The organism is Bacteroides sp. An269, assembly GCF_002159755.1.
GTDB classification, from domain to species: Bacteria; Bacteroidota; Bacteroidia; order Bacteroidales; family Bacteroidaceae; genus Phocaeicola; species Phocaeicola intestinalis.
Genome location: NZ_NFJG01000031.1, coordinates 1 through 22,134, shown reverse-complemented (window position 1 = coordinate 22,134; position 22,134 = coordinate 1). Strand labels below are relative to the sequence as shown.

Sequence of the window (22,134 nt, the reverse complement as noted above, 5' to 3'; positions counted from 1 at the left end):
GATAACTTTGCATTCATGAAATACATTCGATTCCGATATATTCGTTGGGCGGTACTGGCTCTGCTTCTGATAGGTGTGTGGATGTTCCGCTGGATACCCGGTGCCGGAGAATGGTACGCACGGGAGGTATATCCTGGGCTTTCCGTTTGCCTTTCGGGTGTGGCTTCGGTAGTTCCGTTCTCGCTTTGCGAAGTGACGGTTATCGGGATTGGAGGCTTCCTGCTGGTTTATCCTTTTGTGGCACGGCGGAAGAAACGGAGCGGATGGCACATCTTAGGGCGTGAAGTGGAAGTGTTGGTGTGGGTTTACGTCTGGTTCTATTGGGGCTGGGGCATGAATTACTTCCGGAATGATTTCTTTTCCCGTTCGGGCGTAGCGCGTGTTTCGTATGAAGAGGCACGGTTTCATCGTTTTCTCGAAGCCTATACCGATAGCTTGAATGCCACGTATGGTGTGCAGATGTCCTTGTCTGAAACCGGAATGCAAAACGAAGTGAAACGGATATACCGGCATGTGCCGGAGCGGTTCGGGCTGACCGTTCCGAAAGACTTTCAGCATCCGAAACGGTCTTTGGTAAATGGTTTGTATTCGAAAGTCGGCGTACTGGGCTATATGGGACCTTTCTTCGATGAGTCGCACGTCAATCACGAATTGCTTCCGGTGCAATATCCGTTTACATACGCGCACGAATTATCCCATTTATTAGGTGTAAGTAGCGAGGCGGAAGCCAACTTCTGGGCATATCAGGTCTGCATCCGCTCCGCAAATAGGTACGTGCGCTATTGCGGATACTTCGGTTTGCTACCTTATATATATAGGGACGCTTATCGGATATTGGGCGAAACCGGCTGTAAAGAATGGGCAGACCATATCCGTCCTGATATTATGCGGGAACTCCGCGCGAAAGAAATTTATTGGGGAGAACGGTATAGCCCGTGGATAGGTGCGGTACAGGATGCTGTCTATAACTGGTACCTGAAAGGAAACCGTATCCCGTCGGGGACGAAGAATTATGGTGAGGTGACAGGCATGATTCTTGCTTTGCCCGAAAACTGGTGGTGATTGGACGCTTCGAGAGTTTAGAATTTGTGTACAAGGGGAAAGGTTGCATCCGTTTTCGCGATTCTCGGAAATTGGAAAATGTGTGCTGTGTGGGCTGAATGCTTTCGTTATGTCGTTTTTGTCTGTATGGTATTTGTTTTATGCTTTCTTTTTGATGTTGTTTGTGCTTATACGGAATCATTTTGCTTTTTCGGTTTGTCTCGTATTCTCCTGCATTTTAGAAAAACTATTCCTTTGTATCTCTGATTTCGGATAAAAATGTGTATATTTACGCCCTGAAATACATACTTTAACGAACAGATGGCCATTATCATTAAGAAAGTAAGCTCGAAAAAAGAGCTGAAGACCTTTATTCGCTTCAATTACGAATTATACAAGGGAAACCCTTATTCCGTTCCCGATTTGTACGATGATATGTTGAACACCTTTAACCCGAAGAAGAATGCGGCGTTCGAGTTTTGCGAAGCCGATTACTTCCTTGCCTATAAGAATGATAGGGTCGTAGGGCGAGTGGCGGCGATAATCAACCATCGTGCTAACGATACGTGGCAGAAGAAAGAAGTGCGCTTCGGATGGATAGACTTCATCGATGATGAAGAAGTATCAGAAGCATTGCTTGATACTGTGGCACAATGGGGGAAAGAACGAGGAATGAAATCCATCGTAGGTCCGCTGGGCTTTACTGATATGGATGCAGAAGGAATGCTGATTGATGGGTTCGACCAGCTGGGGACAATGTCTACCATCTATAATTATCCCTATTATCAGAAACACATGGAAAAGTTGGGTTTCGAGAAGGATGCCGACTGGGTGGAATTTAAGATGAAAGTGCCCGAAGCCATTCCTGAAAAGTTTGTGCGTATTTCAGAAATCATACTTCAGAAGTATAAGCTGAAGATAAAGAAGTTGAAACGGAAGGAAATAAAGGAAAAGAATTACGGGCAACGCATTTTTGACCTGATAAATGAGGCATACGCTCCACTGTATGGCTATTCGAAGATGACGCAAGGTCAGATCGACCAATATATTAAGATGTATTTGCCGCTGATAGACCTGCGTATGGTGTCGATTATCGAAGACGAGGAAGGAAATCTGATAGCCGTAGGTATTTCGATGCCTTCGCTGTCTGAAGCTTTGCAGAAAGCGAAAGGGAAGATGCTGCCTTTCGGATGGTATCACTTGCTCAAGGCATTGTTCATCAAGAAACCGAAGATACTGGACCTCTTGCTGGTGGGAGTGAAGCCGGAGTATCAAAGCAAAGGCGTGAATGCTTTGTTGTTTTATGACTTGATACCGGTGTACCAGCAGTTAGGGTTTGAATACGGTGAAAGCAATCCCGAACTGGAAGACAACAAGAAAGTCCAGTCGCAATGGAGTGTATTCAATCCCGAACAACATAAGCGCCGCAGGGCTTACAGGAAGATGTTGTAATTCATTTAAGTTGACAAGGTGACGAGTGGACAAGGCGACAAGGTTCTAAATAGTATCGCATAAGATTTTAAAACCTTGTCAACTTGTTACCTTGTCAACTGACTAAAAACTTTAAACCATGGCAGAAGAGAACGAATCGATACAACCGACCGTTTCTTATACGGAGGAGAATATCCGTCACCTGAGCGATATGGAGCACGTGCGCACTCGTCCCGGTATGTATATCGGACGTTTGGGCGATGGTTCGCAGGCCGAGGACGGTATCTATGTCTTGCTGAAAGAAGTGATAGACAATAGCATTGACGAGTTCAAGATGGGAGCTGGAAAGCGCATCGACATCCAACTGGAAGACAACCTGCGTGTATCTGTCCGCGATTATGGACGAGGCATTCCGTTGGGTAGTCTGGTCGATGCCGTGTCGATGTTGAATACCGGAGGTAAATACGACACGAAGGCATTCAAGAAGAGTGTCGGACTGAACGGAGTCGGTGCCAAGGCGGTCAATGCGTTAAGTTCCCGCTTTGTTGCACGAAGCGTGCGCGACGGACAGATGCGTGAGGCCGTATTCGAACGGGGAGAACTGAAAAGTGACAGGACTGGAGATACAGATGAAGAGAACGGAACATTCATTTTCTTCGAACCCGACCATACGTTATTTCTGAATTATCATTTCCGTCCTGAGTTTATCGAGACGATGCTCCGCAATTATACCTATCTTAATACAGGGCTTTCCATTTATTATAACGGAAGGCGTATCGTGAGCCGGAATGGATTGGAGGATTTGCTGAACGATAATATGACCACTTCGGGGTTGTATCCGATTGTGCACCTGAAAGGAGAGGACATAGAGATTGCCTTTACGCATACCGCTCAATACGGTGAGGAATATTATTCGTTTGTCAACGGCCAGCATACCACGCAAGGAGGTACTCATCAGAGCGCGTTCAAGGAACACCTTGCCCGTACCATCAAGGAATTTTACGGCAAGAATCTGGAATACCAGGATATCCGTAATGGATTGGTGGCGGCAATTGCCATCAATGTGATTGAACCGACGTTCGAAAGTCAAACCAAAATCAAGTTAGGTTCGTTGGTGATGGCTCCCGAGAAAGATTCGGACGGGAATCCATATCCCCTTTCAGGCATTAGTGTCAATAAGTTCGTGGGCGACTTTATCAAGGAGAATGTAGACAATTACTTGCATAAGCATGCTGATGTGGCGGATGTGATGCTGCAGAAGATTCAAGAGTCGGAAAAAGAGCGGAAGGCAATAGCCGGCGTGACCAAGATAGCCCGCGAACGGGCAAAGAAAGCCAACCTGCATAACCGCAAGTTGCGCGATTGCCGGGTGCATCTGAACGACCAGAAAGCACCGAAAGAAGAAGAAAATGACCCACGTCTGGAAAGTTCCATTTTCATTACCGAGGGAGATTCGGCAAGCGGTTCTATTACGAAGAGCCGTGATGTCAATACACAGGCTGTCTTCAGCTTGCGTGGAAAGCCGCTTAATTCATTCGGGCTGACTAAGAAAGTGGTCTACGAAAACGAGGAGTTCAATTTGCTTCAGGCGGCTTTGAACATCGAAGACGGGCTGGACGGTCTCCGGTATAATAAGGTAATTGTAGCTACCGATGCCGATGTAGATGGCATGCACATCCGTCTGCTGATGATTACGTTCTTCCTCCAGTTTTTCCCCGATCTGATAAAGAAAGGACATGTATATATTCTCCAGACTCCCTTGTTCCGCGTACGGAACCGGAAGAAAGGTGTATACGAAACGATTTATTGCTATTCGGAAGAAGAAAGACTGGCTGCGATCGAGAAACTTGGTCCGAATCCGGAAATCACCCGGTTCAAAGGTTTGGGAGAAATCTCGCCCGATGAGTTCCGGAATTTTATCGGCAAGGATATGCGTCTGGAACAGGTTTCTCTTCGTAAGACCGATGCCGTAGGTGAATTGCTGGAATTTTATATGGGAAAGAATACGATGGAACGTCAGAACTTCATCATCAACAACCTGGTGGTGGAGGAAGATTTGATTCAGTAATAATGAATGGTTGATAATGAAGAAGCGTGCAATATTTCCAGGGACATTCGATCCCTTTACCATCGGGCATTATTCGGTAGTGAAACGTGCCTTGACCTTTATGGACGAAATCATCATCGGTATCGGCGTGAACGAGAAGAAGCGGACGTATTTCCCTACCGATAAGCGTGTGCGGATGATTGAGAAGCTGTATGCCGGTAACCCACGTGTGAGTGTAGAGGCATACGATGGATTGACGGTAGACTTTGCCCGTATGCGCGATGCCAAGTTCATTATCCGTGGCATCCGTACGGTACACGATTTCGAGTACGAAGAAACCATAGCCGACATCAACCGCAAATTGTCGGGAGTGGAAACCATCTTGCTCTTTACCGAGCCCGAACTGACCGCAATCAGTTCCACCATCGTGCGCGAACTGTTGCATTATGGCAAGGATGTCACACCGTTCTTGCCGGCAGAACTTGATATTAATGAAGAATGAAGATTATGATGAAATACCGTTGCTTGATAACATGGCTTTGTGTGCTGTTTGCACTTTCAGCAGGTGCACAGAGCAACAAACTTTTAAATTCCCCTTCCCGTAAATTACAGTTGGCAGAGTTTGCCATAGCCAATCTGTATGTAGACGAAGTGAATGAAGGAAAACTGGTAGAAGATGCAATTGTCAGCATGCTGAAAGAACTCGACCCTCATTCTACATATTCCAATCCCGAAGAGGTGCGAGAATTGAATGAACCCTTACAAGGTAATTTCGATGGCATCGGCATTCAGTTCAATATGGCTACCGATACTTTGTTTGTTATTCAGCCAGTGTCGGGAGGTCCTTCTGAAAAGGTCGGTATTTTGGCGGGCGACCGTATCATCGAAGTCAATGATACAGTGATAGCCGGTGTAAAGATGAGTACAGATGATGTGATGCGCCGTTTACGCGGCAAACGTGGAACAAAGGTGAATGTGAAGGTGATGCGCCGTGGAGTGAAAGAGTTGCTTCCGTTTACCATTACGCGCGACAAGATTCCTGTCTATAGTCTGGATGCTTCGTATATGGTGAACGACCGTATCGGCTATATCCGTATCAACCGCTTCGGAGCTACTACGGGCAAAGAGTTTGTAGATGCTTTGCATCGCCTGCAGAAAATGGGTATGAAAGACTTGATTCTCGACTTGCAGGGCAATGGTGGAGGATACTTGAATGCTGCCATAGAGGTCGTAAATCAATTTTTGGGCAAGAAACAACTGATTGTATATACCGAAGGGCGCCGTAATCCGCGTGCCGAATTTGATGCTGAAGGAAACGGAGATTTCCTCGACGGACGGCTGGCGGTATTGGTGGATGAATTTTCGGCTTCAGCAAGCGAGATTGTTACCGGCGCCATACAGGATTGGGACAGAGGAGTCGTGGTTGGTCGCCGTACATTTGGCAAAGGATTGGTGCAGCGTCCCATTGACTTGCCCGATGGTTCGATGATTCGTCTTACTGTGGCTCGTTATTATACACCTTCGGGACGTTGTATCCAGAAACCTTATGAAAGTATCGAACAGTATAACCGTGACTTGATAGACCGTTACAACCGTGGTGAAATGCTGAGTGCTGACAGTATTCATTTTCCCGATTCGTTGAAATATAAGACTTTGCGCCTGGAGCGTACGGTTTATGGTGGCGGAGGTATTATGCCCGATTATTTTGTGCCGGTGGATACCACGATGTATACTGATTATTACCTGGCTTTGCGCGATAAAGGAGCCATTGTGCAGCAAAATTTGAAATGGGTGGATGCTCGTCGGACAGAATGGTTGAAGAAGTATAAAGACTTCCGTCATTTTGACCGTGAGTTTGAAGTTACTCCCGAAATGCTGGACGAGTTGAAAGCTTTGGGAGAGACATTGGGAGTTGTTTATAAGGAGAAAGAATATCAGTTGGCGATGCCTCTTATCAAAGCCCAGCTGAAAGCCCTTATCGCCCGCGACCTTTGGGATATGAATGAATATTTCCAGGTTATCAATCGTTTGAGTGACAGTATGAATAAGGCTATCGAATTGCTGGAAAGACCTGAAGAAGAGTTCTTGAAGCGTGGAACTTCTTCAGGCAGCTATTGATGGTGGCATGATGTGACAACGGGGTTGTCTTACATCATGCTCACCATGGATTGGCATTTGTTTGCTTATTTCTTCAGTTCCGGGTAACTGATACGGGTGTGGTACATCGTTTTCAGTTTTTCTTTGAATACGCTTTTCACCGTGGCAATGTCTTTGAAGGTGATGGGGCATTCTTTGAAGTTACCATCCTGTACCTGGCTGTCAATGATTTTGTCTACCAGGTTCGAGATGCTTTCCTCGGTGTATTCAGGCAGGCTGCGCGAGGCAGCTTCTACCGAGTCTGCCATCATCATAATCGCCTGTTCCTTGGTGAAAGGGTTCGGACCCGGATAGCGGAATGCTTCCTTATCTACTTCTTCATCGGGATGTTCGTTCTGGTACGAGATGTAAAAATATTTGGTTAATCCTTTTCCATGATGGGTGCGGATGAAGTCTTTGATGACCTCGGGCAGGTTGTTCTTTTCTGCAAGTTTCACGCCGTCGGTTACATGGCTGATTACAATTTGGGCACTTTGTTTGTAACTTAGCTGGTCGTGTGGATTCACGCCCGACTGGTTCTCGGTGAAGAAGGCAGGATTCAGCATTTTGCCGATATCGTGGTACATTGCTCCGGTACGCACCAGTTGGCTGTTGGCTTCGATACGGTTGGCAGCTGCGGCGCAGAGGTTGGCCACCTGCAAGGAGTGGTTGAATGTACCGGGAGCTACTTCCGACATTTCACGCATCAGTTTGTTGTTGATGTTCGAGAGTTCCACTAGTGTGACGTTGGATGTAAACCCGAAAGTCTTTTCGAGGATGAACAGCAACGGATAGGTAAACAGCAGCAATATGCCGTTGATGATGAAATTGATGTAGATATTCGTGTTCAGTTGCGAAACGTCGTTGACATGGATCAGGTCGAGCGCGAAATATAATACTGAATAGGCAACGACAACAATCAGGGCACTGCGTAATAACTGTGAGCGTTGCGACAGTTCGCGCAGGCTATAAATACTTGCCATGCCTGCGATGGTCTGCAGCAAGATGAATTCGTGCGGCGTACGCAGGCAGATGGAGCAAAGCAATATAGACAGGATGTGTGCCATGAATGCTGTGCGCGAGTCGAGAAAGATGCGTACAATCATCGGCAGCATTGTGAATGGTACGATGTACACGCTCATAAACGGATGTGATACCATCAGTGATGAGATGACAGGGAAGAAGATAATCAGGAAGAACAGGATGCTAAGGCTTCCTTTCTTGTCGTAATAATCGCGGCGGAACAGGGCGAGGTATATCATAAAGCATCCGATGAGAATGGATACAAACAGGATTTGCCCGAATAGGGTCAGGCGTTTTTCGGTAGTGGTTTCGTTCCGTTTGTCCCATTCCCGTTGCAGGGATTTCAAGATGTTATAGGTCTGCTGGTTGATGATTTCACCCCGGTCGATGATTTTCTGTCCGTTCATTACGAAGCCTTTGGCGAATGATACTCCTGAGAGCAAGTCTTTTTTTGCCGTTTCCGATTTGTTGGCATCGTAAATAAGGTTTACGGTCAGGTAATTGTTCAGGTTGCATCGTTGCAGCAGGGTCTTGCTGAAGTGTACGGTGTCCGAATTGACCAGTGCTTCATAAGCCCGTTTCGTACTGTAGATTTCGCTGATGCTTTGCAGGATGGAAGTGTTCTGGTAGACAATCTGTATGCTCAGGATACTGTCTTTGTGCAGACGCGCCAGTTGTTCGACAGGCATGATTCCTTTCCGATAGATTTCCTTCAGTTTTTGTTCGATGTAATGTGGATACGTGGGGTCGGGGATGATTTGCCGGAGTTTTCTGTTGTAGTCTTCCTTGAACTGGCTGATAATCCGTTCACCCATGGTTTCCGACAACTGGAAGTAGGGGTGGTAGCTTCTCATAATGCTGTCCTGTTCGCGTTGCACTTCGTCTTCTCCCTTGTAGATGGGAAAGTCGAACGAGGCTTGGAGCAGGCCGTATTTCCACGGTTTATTGATGTCAAACTGATAGTTGAATTGTCCTTCCCGCGGCAGGAAGTATACGATAATGGCCACTGCAGCAAGGAAGATGCCGCATTTATAGAAGAACTTCTTATATGAGAACTGTCTTTCGGTTTGGAAACTTTTCATAAGATTCGGATATTTTGCCTGCAAAATAAGAAAAAAACGGGAAAAATACCTTAATTTTGCGCTGTATTTTTTAGATAAAATCACTATGGCAGAAAGAAAAGTTAGAGTTCGTTTCGCTCCCAGCCCTACGGGAGCGTTACACATCGGTGGTGTGCGCACTGCCTTATACAACTATCTGTTCGCCCGTCAGCACGGGGGGGACTTGGTTTTCCGAATCGAGGATACCGACTCGAACCGCTTCGTTCCGGGAGCGGAAGAATACATACTCGAATCGTTCAAATGGCTGGGTATCCAGTTTGACGAAGGGGTCAGTTTCGGAGGAAATTATGGACCTTACCGTCAGTCGGAGCGTCGCGACATCTATAAGAAATATGTGAAAGTGTTGCTCGACAGTGGAAAAGCCTACATTGCTTTTGACACGCCCGAAGAACTGGATGCCAAACGAAAGGAAATACCTAACTTCCAGTATGATGCCTCTACACGTATGTCGATGCGTAATTCGCTGACGATGCCGCAAGAGGAAGTAGACCGTCTTGTTGCCGAAGGAAAACAGTATGTGGTTCGTTTCAAAATTGAACCCGATGAAGATGTGCACGTGGACGATCTCATTCGCGGCGATGTGAAAATCAACTCTTCTATTCTGGATGACAAGGTTCTGTATAAATCGGCAGACGAACTGCCTACGTATCACCTGGCAAATATTGTCGATGACCATTTGATGGAAATTTCCCATGTTATCCGTGGTGAGGAATGGCTGCCTTCGGCTCCCTTGCACGTCTTGCTTTACCGTGCTTTTGGTTGGGAAGATACGATGCCCCGTTTTGCACATCTGCCCTTGTTGCTGAAACCCGAAGGCAATGGAAAATTGAGTAAGCGTGACGGCGACCGTCTTGGTTTTCCTGTGTTCCCACTGGAATGGCATGATCCCAAGACTGGTGAAGTGTCATCGGGATACCGTGAATCGGGATATTTGCCCGAAGCGGTCATTAACTTCCTTGCCTTGTTGGGTTGGAATCCGGGTAATGACCAGGAATTGATGTCGATGGACGAACTGGTGAATCTTTTCGACTTGAACCACTGTAGCAAGGCGGGGGCTAAATTCGATTACAAGAAAGGCATCTGGTTCAATCATGAATATATTCTGCGCAAGAGTGACGAGGAGATTGCTGCCCTGTTCAAACCTGTGCTGGAAGCGCATGGAGTGGCAGTGCACGATTATACCGATAGTTATCTGACAAAGGTCGTTTCACTGGTGAAAGGCCGTGTCAATTTTGTGAAAGAACTTTGGGAGCAGGCACGCTTTTTCTTCGTGGCTCCTGAAACCTATGCCGAGAAAGATGTGAAGAAACGCTGGAATGCCGATACGCCCCGTATTATGGACGAGCTGGCCGGTGTGCTGGAAGGTATCGGTGATTTCACTTCGAAACCGTCGGAAGACATTGTGATAGCCTGGATTACAGAGAAGGGATATCACTTGGGCAATGTGATGAATGCTTTCCGTCTTGCCGTGGTAGGCGAATGCAAGGGACCGCATATGTTCGACATTACCGAACTGCTGGGCAAGGAAGAGACTATCAGGCGTATGCGCCGTGCGGTGGAGGTGCTTAAATAACCGGTGTGATGATATACAATTTTGCAATCTGCCTGTTCGTAGGGGCAGTCCGTCTGATTGCGCTGTTCAATAAGAAAGTGGCGCGGATGGTAAAGGGTGAGCGTGAAGCTTTCGATGTGCTGGCACGGAAAATTGATCCGCAGGCGAAGTACATCTGGTTTCATGCCGCCTCATTGGGTGAATTCGAGCAAGGACGCCCGTTGATAGAGCTTATCCGCCGGAATTATCCTCAATACAAAATCTTGCAGACGTTTTTCTCGCCTTCGGGCTACGAGGTGCGCAAGGATTACCGGGGTGCCGATGTGGTGTGCTACTTACCGCTTGATACGCCGCGCAATGTGCGCCGTTTTCTCGATGCAGCACATCCTTGCGCCGCATTTTTCATCAAGTATGAGTTTTGGAAAAACTATCTTGGTGCGCTTCATCGTCGTGGGGTGCCGGTCTACAGCGTCAGTTCCATCTTCCGTCCGCAGCAAGTGTTCTTTCGGTGGTACGGTGTAGCATATCGGGACGTGCTGAAATGTTTTACCCATCTCTTTGTGCAGAATGAAGAGTCTGTGCGCCTGCTTGCAGGGATAGGTGTCACCGCTACCACCATTGTGGGTGATACACGATTCGACCGCGTGCTGGACATCTGCCGTCAGGCGAAAGAACTTCCGTTGGTAGAAGCATTCAAGGGCAGCAATCGCTATACGCTGGTGGCTGGCAGTTCGTGGGCACCCGATGAGGATATTTTCATTCCCTATTTCAATGCCCATCCGGAGATGAAGCTTATCATTGCTCCCCACGTCATTGATGAAAACCATCTGTCCGAAATCGAAAGCAAGCTGCACCGCACTGCGGTGCGTTACACGCAGGCGACGCCAGAGAACGTGTGCCGTGCAGACTGTCTTATCATAGACTGTTTCGGACTGCTTTCGTCTATCTATCGGTATGGCGAGGTGGCATACATTGGCGGTGGTTTCGGCGTGAGCATACATAATACGCTCGAAGCGGCTGTTTATGGCATCCCTGTTGTTTTCGGACCTAACAACCAGAAATTCCTTGAAGCTCAGGGATTGAAAGCCTGCCATGGCGGTTTTGAGATAACCGATGCTACCGGTTTCGAAACCCTGATGGATCGCTTCCTGTCCGATGAAGCCTTTCTTTCTGCTTCGGGTAAGGCGGCAGGCGATTATGTAAAAGACAACGCCGGTGCGCTGGACAAAATAATGGATATCGTCCGTTTGTGACGTGTCTTTCTTTTATCATTCGGGAAGAGGCTGTCTTTAAATGAAAGTTGTTTTTCATTTAGAGACAGCCTCTTTTGTTTATCTGTTTGAAACCTCACATCCCGAACCGCGACGTATCCACCTCTTTCGCCTCCTTCTTCTTATACCCGCCGAAGCGGTAGCTGAACGAGACGGTGAGGCTGCGGGCGTAGTTCTTTACCCGCATATCGAAGTGCTGGGTGCCGTTGCGCGACTCGATGTCGAGGTGGTTCATCCCGTTGAAGAGGTCGGTGCCTTTCAGTTGGAGCATCGCTTTGTCGCCGGCGAAGGTGTAGCGCAGGGCGGCATCCACATAGCCCACGGCACCGAGGCGGTAACTGCCCTGTATGGCTCCTGTCTGCCCGAAGGCGGAGATTTCCAGACGGATATTGGGGCGGCTGCTCAGGGTGAAGGTGTTGGTCCACTGCCCGATGCCTGCCCACCGCTTGTTGTCGAAGGGAGCGTCGTAGTAGCGGCTCGCCTTGTCGTGCTTCAGCTGGGCGTTCAGCGTCAGCTGGCTGTCCCACCACGTGCCTACGCGGAAGGGGACGACGGCGGTGAACGTGAGCAGCTGCAGGTAGTCCCAGTTCTGGTAATTATAAATGGCACGCAGCTCGTTCGAGTCCAGGTATGCCATCTGCATAAAGTAGTCGGGCACGTAGCTGTATTCCGCCTGCACGATGTACTTGCTCTTCCAGATGTAGGTCAGCGTGGCGGTATAGTCGGTGTAGGGGTGCAGGCTGGCGTTGCCTTCTATCACCTGATAGCCGTTCAGGTAGCTGGTGCTGCCGCTCAGCGTCCAGTAGTCGGGATAGGTCTTGTCCGAGCTGAACGAAAGCTGGAAGATGTGTGCCGCCGAAGGCATGTAGTTCAGCGAGAGGGTGGGGTAGACCGCCCATTTCCGGTAGTCCGCCATTTTATAGTATTCCACTGCTGCCGACGCGCTGAGGTTCCATTGCGGACTGAACGCCTTGTCGAATCCGGCATAGACGTTGTAGGTATATTCGTCGATGCGGCTTTCGCTGTCCATGCCGCTCATCTCGGGTAGGTCGTAGCGTTGCGAGTTGCGGTTGTTCACGTAGGTGAACGCCATGCCGTAGTTCAGCGTCCAGCCCTTTGCGAGCGAATGGCTTTGGTCGGCATACACTTTCCAGCGTCCGATGCGCTGGCGCGAGTCGCTGCGGAAGGCGGACGGCTCGGTTTCGGTATCGGTGAAGTCTTGCGTGCTCTCGTCTTCGTAATACGTGTAGTCGGCGCCTGCGCTCAGCCCGAAGCCGGAGGTATAGTTCAGCGCGGCGTTATGCAGCTGCGTATCGCTCCGCTTGCCGTTGTGCGAGTCCGTCACGTTGCCCCATGCGTCTGCCGTCGATTTCCCGTCGGGCTTGAGGCTTCCGGTATAGCTGAGGCTGAGGCGGTCGTCCTCCGTGGGCTTGTAGGTGGCGGCGGCGCGGAAGGTATGGGGCAGGCTCCGTCCGCTGTCATCTTCAGACAGGCGGATGTCGTGCGTCTCTCCGTCTGCGGTGTGCAGGGCGCGGAAGTCCATTCCTTGCCGGTAATAATAGTCGCTCAGGTGGTACATCGCGTCCACGTCCCATCGCGGCGAGAGCCACGCCAGCGTCACGCCCCCGTTGCCTCCGGCTTCGTCCTTCTGCACATAACTGCCGTTTACCTCGCCCTGCAGGCCTCCCTCGCCAGCCTTGTAACCTTTCAGCACGAGGTTGACCGCCGCGCCGCGCACGTGGTATTGGGGCGGCGCGCTATACATCACCTCCGCCCGTTCCACGCGCGAGGCAGGCGTTGCCTTCAGCAGGGCGATGACTTGCTCGGCGCTCATGGATGAAGGCTTGCCGTTGAGCACGATGCCCAGGCTTCCGCTTCCGGCAAGGGCAGGTACGCCGTCCTTCTCCACCACGCCCGGCAGCTGCAGCAAGGCTTCGTAGGCATTGGTCACGAGGCGGCTGGCGGCGATTTGCGCCACGTCGTAAGTCAGGCGGCTGCCCTCCACCTTCACCAGCGGACGCTCGCCGCGCACCGTCACCTCGTCCAGCGCATAGTCGCGCGGCGTCAGCACGAGGGTATCCGCGTCTGTCCCGCTCCCTTCGCGGATGCAGGTATTATAAATAAGGTGTTCCACGATGAGGCGGTACCTCTCGGGACGCTGCCCGAAGCGGAACACGCCCAAGCTGTCGGTCAGGGTCGCGTCGATATAGGTAGAGTCGGCGGTTTGCAGCACCACCGTAGCGGCTTCCACGGGCTGCCGGTCGGCATCGGTCACCGTCCCCGTCAGGCTTTGGGCGGAGAGTGTAGCCGTACCCGCTCCGCACATCAGCAAGAAAAAGAATGTTTTCATGTCGTTCTGTCGTTTTTGATTGATGCCGCAAAGGTAAATAGCCGCCTCCGCATCGGTGGTTAACGCAAGGTTAACGTAACGTTAACGGGAACTTTTTTCACCACAGATTACACAGATTAAGATAATTAATTTTTCTAATCCGTGTAATCTGTGGTGAAAAAATACCGCATAAGAGTGGGGAGTGGAAAATCTTTATAAAAGTTGTATCAACGTACAACTTTTACTACTTTTACAGCATGAAACAAAAGGAGACAAGCAACGAAATCTATGACATCAGCGCATTGCTTGATGAAGAATTGGGAAAAGAGGGAACGCCCGAACGGGAGAGAAACCGTGAAAAAGCATGGGAGGAATACAACGCACAGATTCTAATGGACGCCCGAAAGAATGCCCACCTTACGCAGGCGGAACTGGCACGGCGCATCGGTGCGGACAAAAGCTACATTTCAAGGATAGAACAGGGACTGACCGTTCCTACCGTCGCCACACTTTACAAGATAGCCGCCGCAATGGGAATGACGGTAGAATTGCGCCCAATCTGACAATCATAAATCACGGTAGGGGCGAGGTCCGCTCGCCCGAAGACATCCGCTGTAGATGCATTCGGGCGGGCAGACCCCGTCCCTACAATTTGTCACACAATCGGCTTGACCACCTCAACCCTCATTCCCAGGGCGTGCATTATCCGGTAGAAAGTGGCGACACTGGGGGTTATCACTCCTTTCTCAATCCGTGAGATGTACGATTTTGTCACGCTGAGGCGGTCGGCAAGCTCGGACTGGGTCATTCCCGCCTCCTTTCTTGCGTCAAGCAGAATCTGGCTTGTGTAGAACGCATACGCTTCTTCATCGAACTTCGCACGTTCGGGCGTGCCGGGCGCACCGAACTCCTTATCCAGTTCAGCGCTGATGTCGGTCAGCATTTCTTCGTTTGTATTCATAATATTCCTCCTTTATTTGTAATGCCTTTGCTATTTCCGAGGGCGGCGTCTTCTGCGTCTTCTTTTGGAATCCGTTGAAAAGCACTACGATTTGCCCTTCATCAAAGATAAAAAAGATGCGGTAAATATTTCCCTTATACGATATGCGCAACTCATACAAGCCGTCGCGTATGGCTTTTATGAATTTCACAGGCATCCTGTCTTCTGTTTCCAATAGCGACAAGACGTATTTCACTTTCAACACTTCCTTCTCGCCCAATGCAGAAAGGAAGTCCTTATAGTATTTCCCGAATGCGATTATCTTCCGTCTCATAGCGCAAAGATAACGCAAGTTGCAATATAATGCAACTTTTGCAGGATTTTTTTCCTCTGCGTCTTTGTGTCTCTGCGTTTGGCTGCCGTCACGCCGGATTTTTTCGCTTCGCCCAACAAATCGTGCAATCCGCAAGAACCGCCCATTCGTCCCGAAACGGTGAAAAAACGTAGTCCAGAGCGGATTTTCCCCGCCAAACTGTTGCCCAATCCGCCGATTATGCTAACTTTGCGTGCGGATGCGTTTCGGCGGCACTTCGTAGCCCTGCGGAAGCTTGCGGAAACGTTTCGGCGGCACTTCGTAGCCCTGCGGAGGCTTGCGGAAACGCTTCGGCGGCACTTCGTAACCCTGCGGAGACTTGCGGAACCGCTTCGGCGGCATTTCCGAGGGGTACGGCACCGCGAAGAAACGTATCTTTAACTTTTAAAGTATCTACATCATGGCAAATCAAATCAAAACTTTCGGCATGAGCCGGATGACTATCGGCTCGTGCAGCGATTTCCACACGAAAGTAAACGACTGCATCACCGCCACCACTCCGGCGGCACTGCACATCACTGAAAAAGCCACGGCATACAGTGCCGCCAGCGAGCTTCTGGCATCCATAGTCAACCGCGAACGGGCTTTCGTTGCCACCGCTACGCTTGCCGAGGCGGACGACGTGCGCGACCGTGCTTCGGGGGTCATCGGGCAGGTGGTAAACGCTTACCTCACCTCGCCTGTCGCCGAGAAAAAGGCGGCGGCTACGTTGCTCGACGCCAAGATGTCGCCCTACCGCGGCATCCGCAAGCACGAGTACACCAAGCAGACCGCCGAGACACGCGGGATGCTGGCGATGCTCGATGCCGAGGCTGAGGCGGTCGCCGCATTGGGGCTGACGGAGGAAGTGGAGGCGGTGCGTGAGGCAAACGCCGCTTTCGACACTGAATTTTTGAAGAAGACCGAAGAGATGAGCAGCCGCATGACGCAGAGCGACGTGAAGTCGGAAGATGCCGTCAACGAGGCGAACGCCCTCTACCAGGACATCGTGCAGACGGTGAACGCCTACGCCATTGTGCAGCCTTCGGACGAGATAAACACGTTCATCGCGAGCGTGAACGGGCTGGTGGGCACGTATTCGTCGATTGCGGGCAGCGCATCGAAAGGCGGTTCCGCATCGGGCGGCGACACGCCTGCGCCGGAACCGGAAGAGTGATTTTCACCACAGATTACACGGATTATTTACGTTATTTCCGGCGACAGCAGTAGAGACGATGTGCACATCGTCTCTACATCAACACAGATTGTTTTTATTTACGATTTGAACATTGAAAGAAGAAACGAAAGGAGAAACGCTATGAACCAGAATGTGACATTGAGCATCAATAGCAACGTACTGCAACAGGCATCCGACTACGCACGTTCGAAAGGGACCGATTTGTCGGAATTGGTAGAAAATCTGTTGAAGCAGGTGACGGGAAGCAAGCAGAAAGAGAAAATCCGCCCCGTTTCGGAATTGGATCCGAGGGTGCAGCGTTTGGTCGGCGTTGTCCGCTTGGACGGGAAAGAAGTGGGACTGGAATAATTTCAATCCTTATATCGGCTCACGTTATAATAAAAATAATATGGATAAATTTGTTATTGTTAAGATTGAAGATAATCATTTAAATCCGGATGGTCATTCTCTTATAGTAAAAGCTAATCATGTAGAGAATGCATCAGGTTTTGAGTATCTTTCAGAAATGTTTGGGAAAAAATATTATACGTATTCATTGGATGAAACTTTTGATACAGAGATATTTGTTTTTCCATTTTCTGAAGAATTGTTAAATCAAATGTTGTGTGTAGCAAGACAAAAAGATGAAGACATATTTTGGGAACCTGATTTAAGTCTATTTTATGATGCACGTATTCAATTAAGTGATGGTACAATTAAACTAATACATAAATCTATTGAGTTTAAAAAGAAAAGTTCTTTAGGTAATCATTCTACAAAATCTCTGACATTCATTCCTCCTGTTGCAGATTGGGAATTTAAACACAAAGAAGTTTTGGGATATAAGTGTATTTTGTATCCTGCAACTTTGACAAATGTAAAAAATAATCCAGACGGTAGCTTCTCGTATGATTCTGGAGAAATTGTTTATTTTGTATTTCCTGATAATAATCATTACAATAAGTATTTGAAAGACACTATCTCTTTGAAAACCCAAAATAAAGAATTCTGGATGCCTAATTTGGATGATTTTTGTAAATATAGAGTTAATATGCGAAGTTATTTTGGATGTACTACACATGATTTATATGTATCAAATGATTTGCCAACAAAATTATTGATTGAAAATTTGAATCAGCTATTCAACTAACAGGATATGGATAGCTATAATGATAATTTTATACAATAGATATTATATTGTATAAGGCTTTAGAATGTTGAAAATTAAGCCAGTATTTATTCTGTATAAACTCTATTCCTAATTCATAAGAAAAGCGAAAATCTGCGTTTCAACAATCAATCCAATGAAAGAGATAAGACACTTGCGCTGGATAACCCTCATCGCCCTGCTGGCGATAGCGGAGCTGCAATACGTGTGGCTGGCGAACAGCTACCGGCTGGCTGAAGAGAGCTTGCGGATGAAGGCGGACGAGGTGTTCCGCGACGCTTCGCTGGAAGAGATGTTCCACCGGATGGAATCGTATAAAAAAGAACGGTTTGGCAAAGCAGACACGACATTCTCGCTGAAGTTTGAGGTGGATACGACGTATGCCGAGGTGGACGGAGGCGCAAACCGGTGGCTGATGGCAAACATCCATACCGCCATGCAGGATTATATTTACACGGAAATTCATCTGGACGTGTCGCTCCCCGTGCTCGATTCGATTTACGCCCACATGCTCGACTCGGTGGGCATCCGTGCCGAGGTGGCTTCGTGCATCACCGACTCCACGGGGCGGGTGCTCCGTTCTTCCGTGGGGAAGGAGCTGCGCCGCAAGGGCATCCTGAAGACCGACTCGCTGATGCTCGACTTCGACGAGGCACGCTTCGTGCAGGGCATCATCACCAATCCCTACTGGGTCATCGCGCGGCGCATGACGCTGGTGCTGATAGCCACGGTGCTGATTATCGCCGTGGCGGTGGTGTGCGTGGTGTGGCAGGTGCGCATCATCCTGCGGCAGGACAAGGTGGCGAAGCTGCGCGAGGACTTCTCGTACGCGATGATACACGACATGAAGACGCCGCTCAGCTCCATCGTGATGGGCACGCGCATCCTCGAGACCGGACGGCTCGACAGCCAGCCCGAGAAGCGGGCGCAGTATTTCCGCATCCTGCGCGAGGAGGGCGAGCACCTCATCAGCCTGACCAACAAGGTGCTGACGCTCGCCAAACTGGAGCACCGCCAGCTGAGGCTCGACAAGACGGAATGCCTGCTGCGCCCGATGCTGGAGGACCTTGCCGCAAAGTATCAGGCGAAGGCGGAGAAGCCGATACGCTATGTATGGAAGCTGGACGCTCCGGCGGTGTATGCCGACGAGGAGTTTCTGCGCGAGGCACTGAGCAACCTGATAGACAATGCCGTGAAATATTCGGGCAGTGAGGTGGAGATAACCTTCGCTTCGGCGAAACGTGCCGACGGAAGCATCGCGGTCTCGGTGCGCGACAACGGCTTTGGCATTCCGTTGAAGGACCAGGCGAAGATATTCGAGAAATACGAGCGTGCCTCGGCGGCAAGCCGGAGCCGGGGCGGAGGTGCACCGGGCTTCGGGCTGGGGCTGAACTACGTGCTCCGCATCGTGGAGGCGCATGGCGGCACGGTGAAGCTGGAGAGCATCGAAGGCGAGTACAGCGAGTTCACGCTGGTGTTTCCGAAGGGCACCACAGATTACACAGATTAGAGAAATTAATTATTTTAATCTGTGTAATCTGTGGTGAAAAAACAAGAAGAAAGGAGTAGCAAATGACAAGACTATTATTGGTAGAAGACGATGCCAACCTGTGCTACATCATCCGCGGCGGGCTGGAAGACATGATAGGCGGATACGAGATACAGACCGCTGCGGACGGCGAGGAGGGCTTGCGGATATGGAAAACGTGGAAGCCCGACGTCATCGTGTCCGACATCGAGATGCCCGTGATGGACGGCTACGAGATGGTGCGCCGCATCCGCGAGACGGACGAGCGCACGCCTATCCTGTTCACTTCGGGCAGGGTGTCGCCCAAAGACGTGGTGAAAGGATATGAACTGGGCGTGAACAACTACATCAAGAAGCCTTTCCTGCCCGAAGAACTGCACGCCCACGTCACCGCCCTGCTCAGGCTGACGCAGGGCAGGCAGGCGGAAGCCCACGAAACGCTCTTCCCGATAGGCAGGCTCTACACGTTCAACGCCGACCGCTCTACTTTATTAAAGGCGGACGGGGAAGCGGAAACCCTCACCGTGCGCGAGGCGGACCTGCTCCGCCTGCTGTGCGAGAACAAGGGTAGGGTGGTGCGCCGCGAAGTCATCCTCTCGCGCCTGTGGAATACCGAAGACGACTATTTCGCCTCGCGCAGCCTCGATGTCTTCGTGTCGCGCCTGCGCAAGCTGCTCGCCGCCGACGAGAGCGTGCAGCTGAAGACGGTGAAGGGGGTGGGCTTGCAGTTGGTGGACTGATGGCGTTTTAAACTAAATTCTGTATTTGTCCAATTGGCTGTAGGGGCGTATCGCATACGCCTTGAAGACATCCGCGTGGATAAGTGGACGCATTCGGGCGTATGCAATACACCCCTACATGGGATGTTTACGGATATTCAATTTAAACTAAATATCTTATGAAAAGAATTTCTTTGATTGTGATGTTCCTGATAGGAACGTGTATGGTTCATGCCCAGCATATCACCGGCTCGTGGCATGGCGATTTGAACGCAGGTTCTCAGAAACTCGGCATCGTTTTCCATTTCGAAAAAGACCCGGCCGGAAAAGATGTGGTGAAGATGGACGTACCGGCACAAGGTGCCAAGGATATTCCTGTAAAGGTGGACTGGCTTGCCGATGATTCCGTAAGCCTGGAGGTGCCGGTAATCAACGTGGTTTACACCGGTAAATGGAAGGAAGGAACGGTGGAAGGCACTTTTGTCCAGCACGGGATGTCCTTTCCTTTGAATCTGACAACAGGAGAACAGGATGCTCCTGCTCGTCCGCAGGAGCCTAAGGGAAGTCTGGGATATAAGACCGAAGAAGTGAGCTTCTCCAACGATGCAGCCGGTGCCACGCTTTCAGGCACATTGACCTGTCCGGCAGGTTATTCCGAAGGCAAGAAAGTGCCGGTGGTATTGATGGTGACCGGAAGCGGTGCGCAAAACCGGGATGAAGAAGTGTTCGGGCACAAGCCCTTTCTGGTTATAGCCGATTATCTGGCAAAGAACGGCATCGCTTCCCTGCGGTATGACGACCGGGGCGTAGGGCGTTCTACAGGAAACTTCAAAGGAGCCACTTCAAGAGATTTTGCGGATGATGCGGCAGCCGGCATTGCCTGGCTGAAGAACAGCCGCCGGTTCGGCAAGGTCGGTGTGCTGGGGCATAGCGAAGGCGGAATGATTGCTTTCATGCTGGGTGCCGATAGCGTTGCCGACTTTATCGTCAGCATGGCAGGACCGGGAATCAAAGGCGACAGCCTGCTGGCAGAGCAGCAGAATGCCCAGTTGCGGCTTTACGGCAAGCCGGCAAACCGGACCGTAAAGCAGGTGCGTGAAGAAATGAAGCTGCAGCCCCAGAATGCCTGGCTGGACTATTTCGCTGATTACGATCCGGCATCCGACATTATGAATACCACTGTGCCAGTGATGGCTATCAACGGCACCCACGACATGCAGGTGCTGGCGGAAAGCAATTTGGGGGCAATCAGGAAATACTTGGCGGACGGCAACCGGCAGAATCTCATCAAGGAATATCCCGGACTGAACCATCTGTTCCAGCATTGCCAGCTTGCTACGTCATTGGATTATTACCGCATAGAAGAGACTTGCGCTCCGGAAGTGCTGAAAGACATTGCGGACTGGATAAATGCACTCCGATAAACGGAACGCAGAGGTGCAGGAGTGCTTCTGCGTTCGGCTATGATACGGAGAATCACTCGGCGTTCTGTTTCAGCCATTCCATACGCCGCATGTCGGGCAGGTGTTTTACCTGGAAATGCTCGAATGTCACGTTGAAGCCTTCACCGTCGGGGCAGGCACCCATCAGCCCTACCATCATCGGGGTGTTGTCTGCCATCCAGGCATTGCGCATCATGGTGTAGGTCTGGTCGTCGAACGAGTAGAACACTTCGACGGCATCTTTGCGGCGTATTGCTTTAATCCATACGTAGGGTACAGGCTTGTCGAGCGAGATGACGCTCCAGTCGCTCGTGTGGTGTGTGACCACGGTACTCAGGTTGAATTTCCCGTCCACGAACTCGATTCCTGCCTTGATGTAGTTTTCCTTGTCGATGCGGAGCATCAGCCCTGCCTGGTCGAAGCGCACCTTGTAGTCTCCCGTAATCTTGACTTTCACTTCAAACTCGCCTCCGTAGGTGGCATAATAAAACGGTGCATCATCGACGGTGAATCCGTAGTGCGAGATGCGCCAGTAGTCGGTGTGCGGAGTGACCGACATTGTCAATGCTTTGTTTTCAATTTTCCATTGCTCCGGTTCGTTGAACCATTGCATTTTCTCCAGTGTCTGTGCCTGGCAGGTCAATGCAGCCAGCACGAAAAGTGTCCAGAAGATTGTTCTCATATCGGTTTTGAATGAATATAATGTTTACCTTTGCAAAGGTAAGGCTTCCGGCTGGGAGACGCAATGCTTAGTTCCTATGTTTGTAATGTGCTAGCAAAATAGCATAAAGCCAAGAGAATTATTAAATTTGTAAATGAAAGAAATAACTTAATACCCCCATGACTTTATGCGTAAA

Annotated in this window: 19 protein-coding genes; 14 read left to right on the top strand and 5 right to left on the bottom strand. The window is 49.9% G+C overall.

Going from position 1 to position 22,134, the window contains the following annotated elements:
• The first annotated feature begins 15 nt into the window (after positions 1-15).
• The 5 genes from B5F71_RS08170 to B5F71_RS08150 all read left to right on the top strand — a co-directional run bounded on the left by B5F71_RS08170 (position 16) and on the right by B5F71_RS08150 (position 6,637).
• Positions 16-1,062, top strand: coding sequence for a DUF3810 domain-containing protein (locus B5F71_RS08170; RefSeq protein ID WP_087209139.1), 1,047 nt, complete (start codon positions 16-18; stop codon positions 1,060-1,062).
• Between the two features lie 300 nt (positions 1,063-1,362).
• Positions 1,363-2,493: a hypothetical protein gene (locus B5F71_RS08165; RefSeq protein WP_022040550.1), complete on the top strand. Its 1,131-nt coding sequence runs from the start codon at positions 1,363-1,365 to the stop codon at positions 2,491-2,493.
• Positions 2,494-2,611: 118 nt separating this feature from the next.
• The gene (locus B5F71_RS08160) at positions 2,612-4,540 is read left to right on the top strand and encodes a DNA topoisomerase IV subunit B (RefSeq protein ID WP_087209136.1); all 1,929 of its coding nucleotides are present in this window, start codon (positions 2,612-2,614) and stop codon (positions 4,538-4,540) included.
• A 16-nt stretch (positions 4,541-4,556) separates the two neighbouring features.
• On the top strand, positions 4,557-5,021 hold the full coding sequence (gene coaD / locus B5F71_RS08155; RefSeq protein ID WP_087209133.1) for a pantetheine-phosphate adenylyltransferase: 465 nt from the start codon (positions 4,557-4,559) through the stop codon (positions 5,019-5,021).
• 5 nt (positions 5,022-5,026) lie between these two features.
• Complete coding sequence (locus tag B5F71_RS08150) at positions 5,027-6,637, top strand: S41 family peptidase (RefSeq protein WP_087209160.1); 1,611 nt, start codon at positions 5,027-5,029, stop codon at positions 6,635-6,637.
• A 65-nt stretch (positions 6,638-6,702) separates the two neighbouring features.
• Here the strand turns inward: B5F71_RS08150 and B5F71_RS08145 are convergent, their stop codons facing one another.
• Positions 6,703-8,760 carry an HDIG domain-containing metalloprotein gene (locus tag B5F71_RS08145; RefSeq protein ID WP_022040554.1) on the bottom strand — a complete coding sequence of 686 codons (2,058 nt, stop codon included), beginning with the start codon at positions 8,758-8,760 and terminating at the stop codon, positions 6,703-6,705.
• A gap of 85 nt (positions 8,761-8,845) precedes the next feature.
• Between B5F71_RS08145 and gltX the strand changes: the two genes are divergently transcribed.
• Both gltX and B5F71_RS08135 read left to right on the top strand, forming a co-directional pair.
• Positions 8,846-10,372 (top strand): glutamate--tRNA ligase, encoded by a 1,527-nt coding sequence (gene gltX / locus B5F71_RS08140; RefSeq protein WP_087209130.1) that lies wholly within the window; start codon positions 8,846-8,848, stop codon positions 10,370-10,372.
• An 8-nt stretch (positions 10,373-10,380) separates the two neighbouring features.
• Entirely contained in the window at positions 10,381-11,604 is a 1,224-nt protein-coding gene (locus B5F71_RS08135) for a glycosyltransferase N-terminal domain-containing protein (protein ID WP_022040556.1), read from the top strand.
• A 94-nt stretch (positions 11,605-11,698) separates the two neighbouring features.
• Here the strand turns inward: B5F71_RS08135 and B5F71_RS08130 are convergent, their stop codons facing one another.
• The gene (locus B5F71_RS08130) at positions 11,699-13,972 is read right to left on the bottom strand and encodes an outer membrane beta-barrel family protein (RefSeq protein WP_087209126.1); all 2,274 of its coding nucleotides are present in this window, start codon (positions 13,970-13,972) and stop codon (positions 11,699-11,701) included.
• A gap of 236 nt (positions 13,973-14,208) precedes the next feature.
• Here B5F71_RS08130 and B5F71_RS08125 point away from each other — a divergent pair, with 236 nt between their 5' ends.
• Positions 14,209-14,514, top strand: a complete 306-nt coding sequence (locus tag B5F71_RS08125) for a helix-turn-helix transcriptional regulator (protein WP_087209123.1) — start codon at positions 14,209-14,211, stop codon at positions 14,512-14,514.
• 92 nt (positions 14,515-14,606) lie between these two features.
• Here the strand turns inward: B5F71_RS08125 and B5F71_RS08120 are convergent, their stop codons facing one another.
• Together B5F71_RS08120 and B5F71_RS08115 are read right to left on the bottom strand one after the other, a co-directional pair.
• Positions 14,607-14,912: a helix-turn-helix transcriptional regulator gene (locus B5F71_RS08120; RefSeq protein ID WP_022040558.1), complete on the bottom strand. Its 306-nt coding sequence runs from the start codon at positions 14,910-14,912 to the stop codon at positions 14,607-14,609.
• Positions 14,872-15,225, bottom strand: a complete 354-nt coding sequence (locus tag B5F71_RS08115; protein ID WP_087209120.1) for a type II toxin-antitoxin system RelE/ParE family toxin — start codon at positions 15,223-15,225, stop codon at positions 14,872-14,874. The genes B5F71_RS08120 and B5F71_RS08115 overlap by 41 nt, the downstream gene beginning before the upstream one ends.
• Before the next feature lie 439 nt (positions 15,226-15,664).
• Between B5F71_RS08115 and B5F71_RS08105 the strand changes: the two genes are divergently transcribed.
• The 6 genes from B5F71_RS08105 to B5F71_RS08080 all read left to right on the top strand — a co-directional run bounded on the left by B5F71_RS08105 (position 15,665) and on the right by B5F71_RS08080 (position 21,259).
• The gene (locus tag B5F71_RS08105) at positions 15,665-16,420 is read left to right on the top strand and encodes a DUF6261 family protein (protein ID WP_087209114.1); all 756 of its coding nucleotides are present in this window, start codon (positions 15,665-15,667) and stop codon (positions 16,418-16,420) included.
• Between the two features lie 141 nt (positions 16,421-16,561).
• Entirely contained in the window at positions 16,562-16,789 is a 228-nt protein-coding gene (locus tag B5F71_RS08100) for a DUF6364 family protein (protein ID WP_087209111.1), read from the top strand.
• A 40-nt stretch (positions 16,790-16,829) separates the two neighbouring features.
• A complete protein-coding gene (locus B5F71_RS08095) occupies positions 16,830-17,570 on the top strand; it encodes a hypothetical protein (RefSeq protein ID WP_087209108.1) in 741 nt (246 codons plus the stop codon).
• A 154-nt stretch (positions 17,571-17,724) separates the two neighbouring features.
• Entirely contained in the window at positions 17,725-19,098 is a 1,374-nt protein-coding gene (locus tag B5F71_RS08090) for a HAMP domain-containing sensor histidine kinase (RefSeq protein ID WP_087209106.1), read from the top strand.
• A gap of 62 nt (positions 19,099-19,160) precedes the next feature.
• Positions 19,161-19,856 (top strand): response regulator transcription factor, encoded by a 696-nt coding sequence (locus B5F71_RS08085; RefSeq protein WP_087209103.1) that lies wholly within the window; start codon positions 19,161-19,163, stop codon positions 19,854-19,856.
• Positions 19,857-20,014: 158 nt separating this feature from the next.
• The gene (locus B5F71_RS08080) at positions 20,015-21,259 is read left to right on the top strand and encodes an alpha/beta fold hydrolase (protein WP_087209100.1); all 1,245 of its coding nucleotides are present in this window, start codon (positions 20,015-20,017) and stop codon (positions 21,257-21,259) included.
• 52 nt (positions 21,260-21,311) lie between these two features.
• On the opposite strand, the gene B5F71_RS08075 is transcribed toward B5F71_RS08080, so the two are convergent.
• A complete protein-coding gene (locus B5F71_RS08075; RefSeq protein WP_087209098.1) occupies positions 21,312-21,959 on the bottom strand; it encodes a DUF1349 domain-containing protein in 648 nt (215 codons plus the stop codon).
• Positions 21,960-22,134: the final 175 nt, after the last annotated feature.

What these genes read in the sequence shown, in the direction of transcription:
- B5F71_RS08170 (WP_087209139.1), top strand. Translation starts at nt 16, where the DNA reads ATGAAATACATTCGATTCCGATATATTCGTTGGGCGGTACTGGCTCTG.
- B5F71_RS08165 (WP_022040550.1), top strand. Translation starts at nt 1,363, where the DNA reads ATGGCCATTATCATTAAGAAAGTAAGCTCGAAAAAAGAGCTGAAGACC.
- B5F71_RS08160 (WP_087209136.1), top strand. Translation starts at nt 2,612, where the DNA reads ATGGCAGAAGAGAACGAATCGATACAACCGACCGTTTCTTATACGGAG.
- coaD (WP_087209133.1), top strand. Translation starts at nt 4,557, where the DNA reads ATGAAGAAGCGTGCAATATTTCCAGGGACATTCGATCCCTTTACCATC.
- B5F71_RS08150 (WP_087209160.1), top strand. Translation starts at nt 5,027, where the DNA reads ATGATGAAATACCGTTGCTTGATAACATGGCTTTGTGTGCTGTTTGCA.
- B5F71_RS08145 (WP_022040554.1), bottom strand. Translation starts at nt 8,760, where the DNA reads ATGAAAAGTTTCCAAACCGAAAGACAGTTCTCATATAAGAAGTTCTTC.
- gltX (WP_087209130.1), top strand. Translation starts at nt 8,846, where the DNA reads ATGGCAGAAAGAAAAGTTAGAGTTCGTTTCGCTCCCAGCCCTACGGGA.
- B5F71_RS08135 (WP_022040556.1), top strand. Translation starts at nt 10,381, where the DNA reads ATGATATACAATTTTGCAATCTGCCTGTTCGTAGGGGCAGTCCGTCTG.
- B5F71_RS08130 (WP_087209126.1), bottom strand. Translation starts at nt 13,972, where the DNA reads ATGAAAACATTCTTTTTCTTGCTGATGTGCGGAGCGGGTACGGCTACA.
- B5F71_RS08125 (WP_087209123.1), top strand. Translation starts at nt 14,209, where the DNA reads ATGAAACAAAAGGAGACAAGCAACGAAATCTATGACATCAGCGCATTG.
- B5F71_RS08120 (WP_022040558.1), bottom strand. Translation starts at nt 14,912, where the DNA reads ATGAATACAAACGAAGAAATGCTGACCGACATCAGCGCTGAACTGGAT.
- B5F71_RS08115 (WP_087209120.1), bottom strand. Translation starts at nt 15,225, where the DNA reads ATGAGACGGAAGATAATCGCATTCGGGAAATACTATAAGGACTTCCTT.
- B5F71_RS08105 (WP_087209114.1), top strand. Translation starts at nt 15,665, where the DNA reads ATGGCAAATCAAATCAAAACTTTCGGCATGAGCCGGATGACTATCGGC.
- B5F71_RS08100 (WP_087209111.1), top strand. Translation starts at nt 16,562, where the DNA reads ATGAACCAGAATGTGACATTGAGCATCAATAGCAACGTACTGCAACAG.
- B5F71_RS08095 (WP_087209108.1), top strand. Translation starts at nt 16,830, where the DNA reads ATGGATAAATTTGTTATTGTTAAGATTGAAGATAATCATTTAAATCCG.
- B5F71_RS08090 (WP_087209106.1), top strand. Translation starts at nt 17,725, where the DNA reads ATGAAAGAGATAAGACACTTGCGCTGGATAACCCTCATCGCCCTGCTG.
- B5F71_RS08085 (WP_087209103.1), top strand. Translation starts at nt 19,161, where the DNA reads ATGACAAGACTATTATTGGTAGAAGACGATGCCAACCTGTGCTACATC.
- B5F71_RS08080 (WP_087209100.1), top strand. Translation starts at nt 20,015, where the DNA reads ATGAAAAGAATTTCTTTGATTGTGATGTTCCTGATAGGAACGTGTATG.
- B5F71_RS08075 (WP_087209098.1), bottom strand. Translation starts at nt 21,959, where the DNA reads ATGAGAACAATCTTCTGGACACTTTTCGTGCTGGCTGCATTGACCTGC.